This is a genomic window from Burkholderia sp. Ac-20392, assembly GCF_017104585.1.
Lineage (GTDB): Bacteria > Pseudomonadota > Gammaproteobacteria > Burkholderiales > Burkholderiaceae > Burkholderia > Burkholderia lata.
In genome coordinates this window covers 1-2,517 of the sequence record NZ_JAAGPB010000789.1, presented here as the reverse complement: position 1 = coordinate 2,517, position 2,517 = coordinate 1, and the positions used below count along the sequence as shown (strand labels likewise).

At 67.5% G+C, this 2,517-nt stretch carries 3 protein-coding genes; all 3 read right to left on the bottom strand.

All coding sequences use genetic code 11. The features are described from left to right. Window positions 1-61 precede the first annotated feature (61 nt). Window positions 62-1,042, bottom strand: coding sequence for an aldo/keto reductase (locus G3N99_RS38235; protein WP_206124970.1), 981 nt, complete (start codon window positions 1,040-1,042; stop codon window positions 62-64). 190 nt (window positions 1,043-1,232) lie between these two features. After that, window positions 1,233-1,904 carry a MarC family protein gene (locus tag G3N99_RS38230; protein ID WP_011354924.1) on the bottom strand — a complete coding sequence of 224 codons (672 nt, stop codon included), beginning with the start codon at window positions 1,902-1,904 and terminating at the stop codon, window positions 1,233-1,235. A gap of 139 nt (window positions 1,905-2,043) precedes the next feature. Then, window positions 2,044-2,517, bottom strand: a 474-nt coding sequence (locus tag G3N99_RS38225; protein ID WP_206124969.1) for an enoyl-CoA hydratase-related protein, incomplete at its 5' end; no start/stop codon positions are given.

The following is a 2,517-nucleotide window of genomic DNA, read 5'->3' as shown; positions in this document are numbered from 1 at the left end:
TCGGCCTGTTCACCTACCCGATGCTCGACGCCGCGCGCTGACGGCCGCGCGGCGCCGCCGCTCAGTTGATCCCGGCGACCGCGTGCGGCACGTACGGGCGTTCGAGCGTGGCGATCTCGTCGTCGGTCAGTTTCAGTTCGAGCGCGGCCAGTGCATCGTCCAGCTGCTGCGGCTTCGAAATGCCGACGATCGGCGCGGTGACCCCGCGCTTCTGCGCGACCCAGGCGAGCGCGACCTGCGCACGCGGCACGTTGCGGGCGGCCGCGATCGTCGCCACGGCGTCGACGACCGCCTTGTCCGATTCGGCCGTCGCATCGTAGAGCCGCTGGCTGACCACGTCGCTCTGCTGCCGCTCGGTCGACTCGTCCCAGTTGCGCGTGAGCCGGCCGCGCGCGAGCGGGCTCCACGGAATCACCGCGATCCCTTCGTCTTCGCACAGCGGCAGCATTTCCCGCTCTTCTTCCCGATACAGCAGGTTCAGGTGGTTCTGCATGCTGACGAAGCGGGTCCAGCCGTGCTGCTTCGACGTGTGCAGCGCCTTCGCGAACTGCCACGCGAACATCGACGATGCGCCGATATAGCGCGCCTTGCCGGCCTTCACGACATCGTGCAGCGCCTCGAGCGTCTCCTCGAGCGGCGTGCCGTTGTCCCAGCGGTGAATCTGGTAGAGATCGACATAATCGGTGCCGAGCCGCTTCAGGCTCTGGTCGATGTCGGTCATGATCGCCTTGCGCGACAGCCCCGCGCCGTTCGGCCCCGGCCGCATCCGGTAGAACACCTTGGTCGCGATCGCGATCTCGTCGCGTTTCGCGAAATCGCGCAGCGCGCGGCCGACGATCTCCTCCGACGTGCCGTCGGAATACATGTTCGCGGTATCGAAGAAGTTGATGCCGGCCTCGACCGCCCGCTGGATGATCGGGCGGCTCTCCGCTTCCGGCAGCGTCCACGGATGCGAGCCGCGTGACGGTTCGCCGAACGTCATGCAATCCAGCACCAGCTTGGACACTTCCAGCCCTGTCGACCCGAATTTCACGTATTCCATTGCACGCCTCGCCATTGAAGTTGAGCTGACGGCCGGATGCGCGCCGCGCATCCGCCGGACCGTCGCATGGTATCCCGGGCGGCAAAAATGCGTGCGGCGTCGCCGCAAGATGCGAAGGAGGTGCTCGCGAGCGCGAGGTCGCGCGCGGCGCCGGCTGCGCAGCACGTGCGCAGCGGCGCCGGCCGCTTGCTTACTTGGCCTGGTCGGCGATCGGCTGCAGGAACGCGGAAAAGCCGGTCAGCATGATCTGCACGCCGATGCACAGCAGCAGGAATGCCGACACGCGCTTCGCGACCTTGGTGCCTTCGCTGCCGAGGTAGCGCGACAGCAGCGCGGAACGGCTGTAGACCTGCCAGATCACGATCGCCACCAGCACGGAGACGGCGATCGACACGATGCTCGACAGCATGAATTCCGACAGCTTGTGCGTGCGGTTCGCGTTCAGCGCGATCGCGGTCGCGATCGAGCCGGGGCCGACCGTCAACGGCATGGTCAACGGGAAGAACGCGCGCGTCATGATCGCGTTCGCGTCGATCGGCTTGACCGGCGTGTCGCCGCCGCCCGGGCCGTCGGGTTCGTTGAGCATCTGCCAGCCGGCGACGGCAACCGCGAAGCCGCCGCCGATCCGCAGCGCTTCCATCGAAATCCCGAAGAAATGCAGCACCGGCGTGCCGGCGAAGAACGCGACCATCAGCACGATGAACGCATTGAACGCGACCTTCCTCGCGAGCAGATCGCGCTCTTGCTCGGTAAGCGCCTCGGTCCGTTCGAGAAACAGGAACGCGATGCCGATCGGGTTGATGATGCCGATCAGGCCGGTGAAGCCGAACAGGATCTCGGAGATAAGGCGATTGACGATCATCGGATGAAGAATCGGTCGGGACTGGGCCGGCAGCGCGCCGGAGGTCACGCATTGTAGAGCAAGCGCCCGCGCCCGAGCCGCAAAATTCGGCCGGGCCCGCCGTGCCGTCGATCGCCGCCGTTTCCGCTTGGTTTCCCCCTTACCCGGCGCCCGCCTCCCATGCCGGCGGCCGCTTCGCGAAGAACGCGGTGAAGCCCTCCTTCGCTTCCGGTGTCGCCCGCACGCGGGAGATCGTCTGCGCGGTGAACGCCGCGCGCTCGTCCGACGGCGGATACTCGCCGATCGCATCGAAGAAGCGCTTGATCTCCATCAGCGCGTTCGGGCCATTGCGGCCGAGTTCGGCAAGCGTCTTGTCGAGTGCTTCGTCGAGCGAATCGAGCGGCACGGCCTGGTGGATCAGGCCGATCGCGACCGCTTCGCCCGCGGCGAGCTGGGTCGCTGTCAGCGCGAGCCGGCGCGCCTGGCGCTGGCCGACCGCCTCGACCAGGTACGGGCCGATCACGGCCGGCAGGATCCCGAAGCGTGCCTCGCTGACCGAGAAGCGCGCATGATCGCTCGCGATCACGATGTCGCACGCCGCGCACAGGCCGACGCCGCCGCCGAACGCGTGGCC

Excerpts from the sequence above, each read along its gene's own strand:
- G3N99_RS38230 (WP_011354924.1), bottom strand. The coding sequence starts at position 1,904 with ATGATCGTCAATCGCCTTATCTCCGAGATCCTGTTCGGCTTCACCGGC.
- G3N99_RS38235 (WP_206124970.1), bottom strand. The coding sequence starts at position 1,042 with ATGGAATACGTGAAATTCGGGTCGACAGGGCTGGAAGTGTCCAAGCTG.